We start from the raw sequence: 5,417 nt of genomic DNA, 5'->3' as shown, positions 1-5,417 counted from the left end.
GTTCTACGTTTGGTTTATATTTGGTTTATATTTGGTTTATATTTGGTTTATATTTGGTTTATATTTGGTTTATATTTGGTTTATATTTGGTTTATGTTTGGTTTTCGTTTGGTTTATGTCTGGTTTCATTAATTACAAAATCAGTTACAAAAGTTACAAAAGCTATTTTTGTTATCAAAATAGACTTATATTACGGAGGAGAGCATGAAAAAATGTCTTTAGGAGGGGACAAAAAATTTTGGTGAATAAAAATGTATTATCAAACTTGGACATACTCATGTTATGAATCTAAACATAAAGGGAAATAGTATGAATAAACCAATAGCATTTAAATGAAAACATTATTAATCAAAAAATTATGCTCATTTTAAGATGGCAGATATGATACAACATAAGATTTCGAGATTTGATAGGGATGATGAAACGTTGTAATTGCTTAGTTTGTAAATATTAAAATTAGTAAAGATAATAGGGAAATATAGATTGTTTTTTGTTTGTACAATGATTATAAACTAGGTTTATCAGTATGATTTAGAATTAAATAGTTTATATAAAAGTAAGAAGATAATAGATTTACTTATAGCGTGCCGTTGATTCAGAAAGAAATACAATTGATTTTTATTTAGGTGAAACAAGAAAACATAAGCCCGCATAGCGTTTTTTTAAGAAAGCTTTGCGGCCCTTTTTATAGTTTAAACCTTTGTATTATTACTCTATACAAGTATGCGGTTGATCCTAGGGTATTTCAGAACGAATCCATCATTGTAATAGGGAATTGTTTATTGTTTCTAGTTGGAAAATTTATATTGGGAGTCTTAAAGATATAGTAAATATAAAGGAGATGGGTTAAATAATGAAATACACACTTAAAGATCTTATAAATATAAACGAGTTTAAGAATATAACAGAGCAATTTTATAATTTAACTAAAGTTCCATTCTGTCTCCTTGATAATAATCAAAATGTTATATTTTCCAAAGGTGACCCTTTTTTTCATAATCCAAAAATCCAATCGTCCCAAGAAATGCATATTCCGATCATTATTGAGCAGGAGCATATAGCAACCTTTGTTATAGGAACAAGTAGTAATAAAGAGGTTATTGCGGATTCTCATATAACACATTTTAAATGCATTGCAAATCTAATTGAAGAGATGGCAACACAACAATTACACCTTAAAAAAATTCATGAAAAAGATTCACAAATGAATGCGATAACAAATCATGAGGAAAATTGTTTAGGCAGTATATTACAAAATATGCCGATTATGATTAATGCTATTGATGAAAAAGGAAATATTATTATGTGGAATCGGGAATGTGAATTAGTAACTGGATATAATGCAGATGAAATAATTAACAATCCAAAAGCGATGAAATTGCTACATCCTCATAGACCTAATCGTAACGATTTGTTGCAAAGTGGTCACGATTTTAGAGATTGGGAGATGGATATCACATGTAAAAATGGTGAGATAAAAACTATTATGTGGTCCAATATATTACATAGTATTCCAACTTTAGGATGGAGTTTCGGAGCAATTGGAATTGATATTACTAAGCGTAAGAGGATGGAAGAGAAACTTAAACAAACCTCGACTGAACTAGAATTAATTTTTAAAGCAATTCCTGATTTGTATTTTTTGTCAGAACTTGATGGGACCATTAAGGATTGTAAAGTTAATTCTGTATCCAAATTTTATGTTCCAATTGAAGAATTTATAGGGAAGAAATTCCAAGAGATATTACCAGTTCCTATCATAAAGCAATTTGAGAAGGCTATTAATCAAATAAAAACTTCATCCGCTCCTGTATTAATAGATTATTCTCTACAACTAGATGATGAAATTTATTATTTTGAAGCAAGACTTTTACCGCTTTTTGAGGATGAAATTATGATTATTGTACGTGATATTACAGAGCGTACAATAACGACGGAATTATTAAAGAAATCAGATACCCTTAATGCAGTAGGACAATTGGCAGCTGGGGTCGCTCATAAAGTTCGTAACCCATTAACAGTGATTAAAGGCTTCATGCAATTATTGCAACAGGAAGTAGGGAAGGATAAAGACTATTTAAGCCTAATACTTTCTGAAATCAGTAGTATTGAAAAGGTTATTCAAGAATTTTTATCTATTGCAAAACCGAATGTTGCAGTATTTGAACCGAAAAACCTTTGTACTATATTAGATAATGTAGTCGACTTAATAAGTACACAAGCAATTATGAAAAATATTCGAATTGCATTGAACATGGATGTTGAAAACTTATTGATTGAGTGTTGCGAAATTCAATTAAAACAAGTTTTCTATAGTATTTTACAAAATTCTATTGAGGCTATACAAAATGGTCAAGAAATCATCATTAATGTGAAAAAACATAATAGTACCGAGGTTAAGGTTTGTATTTTAGATAAAGGAGTAGGTATTCCTTCAGAAAGAATTAAAAGACTAGGTGAACCTTTTTATAGTACAAAAGAAAAAGGGACGGGTGTTGGGCTTATGATGAGTTATCGAATTATTGAAAGCCATGGTGGGAAAATAAGTATAAAAAGCCAAGTTGGGAAAGGAACTACTGTTACTCTGTTTTTCCCAATTTATAACGGTGACTCAGTTGGTGATGTTAGTCCAAATAGCATGTAATCATAACTAGCAAATAAATCTCTGAAAATGAAAAATCAGACGATTATATTGTAGAAATATAGGTGGTCTGAAGTGATTTGATCAGGCAAAGAAAAATGGATTTAATAGAGATAATGAAACTTGAATTTGAAGTACAACTCCTAGTTGCAGTAGACGTTATATTTTATGCATAGAAGTAAGAGGCTCCTTTCAAAAGTCACTTAAAAAGTTAGATTCATAATGTAACGGGAGATAAAAAATTAATTTAGGGAAAAGAAGGTTGCTCTAAATCCCATTTAGGTTAAATCGCATGTATATCTTTAAAGTGAAAAGTTTCTTTTTCTCAGCTATAGAAAATGAAACTTTTTTACTTGAGTGATAACTTTTTATGATGTTTGTGAAAGGGTTTTGTTATATTTTTGAAAGGGAAATGTAATGTATATAAACTAATATGAACTTACGAATATTGATTTTATATCATTCGCCATTGATGAAGGAACAGAGGAGATTTAATGTATGAAAACAAGAATTGCAATTATAGAAGATGAAGATAATATACGGGAGATATGTAAACGGTACTTAGAAAGGGAAGGGTATGAGGTATACACTGCTGTGAACGGAGCAGAAGGATGGAATATATTTCAACATTTTCAACCAGATCTAATTATTTTAGATTTGATGATGCCAGAAAAAGATGGTTGGGAACTATGTGAGGAAATTCGCCAACATTCCAATGTACCTATTATCATGTTAACCGCGAGAGGAGAAGAAAGGGAGCGGATTTTAGGATTAACAATGGGGGCAGATGATTATGTAACAAAACCCTTTTCGCCTCGTGAATTAGTATTAAGGGTACAAATTATACTAAGAAGAGGAAATCAAGTAACACCTCAAGGAATAGAGCCTGAATCAGGAATGATAGAGTTTCTAGATTTGAAAATTGATCCAACGAAAAGACGTGTATTTGTTTGTCAATATGAAATAGAGCTAACGGTGAAAGAGTTTGAGGTGCTTTATCTCATGGCAAAACATCCTAAACAGGTGTTTTCACGGTCTCAACTTCTTGAACAAATTTGGGGATTTGAGTATGAAGGTTGCACAAATGCAGTAACTGTATTAATGAGTCGTTTACGTGAGAAATTGGAGAAACATACAACAAAGAATCGTTGGGTTCATACGGTTTGGGGCATCGGTTATTGTTTTGAACCAGATGGAGGAAACGATAAATGAAGTTACGATATCAACTGTTATTGATGAATCTATTAAGCACGGGTATCATGGTGATTTCCATATGGTACAGTGAAAGGCAAATGCTACTTAGACCAGAACAGACACGATTATTAATAGTAATAGTAATTGTAGCAATGATTATTTCTACGATTATTTACTGGTTAATGACACGCCCTATTATGAGATCTATTCAAAATTTAATTGCCTTAACCAAACAATTTAGTGATAGACAATTTGGAACGATGTACATAATAGGAAAAGAACCGGAAGAATTTAAAGAATTAGCAGAAGCTTTTCAAGAAATGGCCAAAAAACTAGACGAAAGCTTTGCTAAGTTAGAAAAAGGAGAAAAAGCACGTACAGAGCTGATTGCGAATATTTCCCACGACTTACGAACTCCTATGGCTAGCATACAATTGATGGTAGAAGCGTTACAAGATGGATTAATTGAAGACCCTGATATGAAACAACAATATTTAAAGACAATCCTAAATGATATACAACGATTAAGTGGATTAATTAATGATTTATTTGACCTTTCTAAGTTAGAACTTGGACAAGAAGTTTTTCATCCAAGTTTAATACATGTAGATAGCATTCTATTAAAAGTAATAGATTCACATGATATCTTATTACAAGATAAAGAGATTGATTTGCAATTGCATGTTTCTGAGACATTACCACGAATTTGGATTATGCCATGTAAAATAGCACGAGTTATCAATAATTTGTTGCATAACGCGATTCGGCATTCTCCTACATGTGGAACAATCGAATTAATTGTAGAGGAAAATAAACAGAAGCAGCAAGTTCAATTCACTTTGTGTGATGAAGGAGAAGGGATTTCTCCAGATGATCAATTGCGTATATTTGACCGTTTTTTTAGAACGGATCCATCAAGAAGTTCACAATCTGGAGGTTCTGGGCTTGGTTTAGCTATTGCAAAATCGCTAGTTGAACTGCATAAAGGACAAATTGGTGTTCGGGACCGCCAAGATGGGAAACAGGGATGTGAATTTTGGTTTACTCTTCCTGTTACATCAGAAAAAAATGAGTCGGTTGAAAGACTTTTGTAACATTTACGAAAGGAAATTGAAAGATATATATAATAAGATTACTGTATCGAGGGTGATTATATTTTAATCTGAAGTGAATAGTATAAGTATAATTTCATCTTTTGTAATCTTGTAGATATGATGAAAGAGAGGAAGAAATAAAATGGGTCAAATGAAAAAATAACTCCCGCAGCTTTAGCGTGTGCTTGTTCTAGTAAGTCCAGTTTTTTCTTTAAAAGTAGAAGTAAGTACAGTATCTTACTCTTCTAGTTCAATCACTTCTGTTGAAAAAGAAAACCTGTCATTAAATATTAAAAATGGACAGGTGCCAGAAGAAAGGTTCAATTTCAACAGGTGTAATTAAAACAGATGATTAAAAACTAGTTCGTTCAGATGTACTAGAAAAATAAAGAGGTATGGAAAAAGGAACATTATTTTCTAAACTGCCTTTATGGAATAAAAATAAAGGAATCACATACATAAAAAATATATTGAACAGAGGTAATTAC

At 31.4% G+C, this 5,417-nt stretch carries 4 protein-coding genes; all 4 read left to right on the top strand.

Features of this window, described 5'->3' with window-relative positions; all coding sequences use genetic code 11:
• Window positions 1-245, top strand: a 245-nt coding sequence (locus JTF23_RS27230; protein WP_204210275.1) for a hypothetical protein, incomplete at its 5' end; no start/stop codon positions are given.
• A gap of 608 nt (window positions 246-853) precedes the next feature.
• On the top strand, window positions 854-2,644 hold the full coding sequence (locus JTF23_RS27225) for an ATP-binding protein (protein WP_016105563.1): 1,791 nt from the start codon (window positions 854-856) through the stop codon (window positions 2,642-2,644).
• A gap of 495 nt (window positions 2,645-3,139) precedes the next feature.
• On the top strand, window positions 3,140-3,853 hold the full coding sequence (locus tag JTF23_RS27220; protein ID WP_088078998.1) for a response regulator transcription factor: 714 nt from the start codon (window positions 3,140-3,142) through the stop codon (window positions 3,851-3,853).
• The gene (locus JTF23_RS27215; RefSeq protein ID WP_088059485.1) at window positions 3,850-4,929 is read left to right on the top strand and encodes a sensor histidine kinase; all 1,080 of its coding nucleotides are present in this window, start codon (window positions 3,850-3,852) and stop codon (window positions 4,927-4,929) included. Before JTF23_RS27220 ends, JTF23_RS27215 begins: the two co-directional genes overlap by 4 nt.
• The last annotated feature ends 488 nt before the right edge of the window (window positions 4,930-5,417 follow it).

This window comes from Bacillus sp. RIT 809 (assembly GCF_016892495.1).
Lineage (GTDB): Bacteria > Bacillota > Bacilli > Bacillales > Bacillaceae_G > Bacillus_A > Bacillus_A cereus_U.
This window is presented reverse-complemented; position numbering and strand designations above follow the sequence as displayed.

What these genes read in the sequence shown, in the direction of transcription:
- JTF23_RS27225 (WP_016105563.1), top strand. Translation starts at nt 854, where the DNA reads ATGAAATACACACTTAAAGATCTTATAAATATAAACGAGTTTAAGAAT.
- JTF23_RS27220 (WP_088078998.1), top strand. Translation starts at nt 3,140, where the DNA reads ATGAAAACAAGAATTGCAATTATAGAAGATGAAGATAATATACGGGAG.
- JTF23_RS27215 (WP_088059485.1), top strand. Translation starts at nt 3,850, where the DNA reads ATGAAGTTACGATATCAACTGTTATTGATGAATCTATTAAGCACGGGT.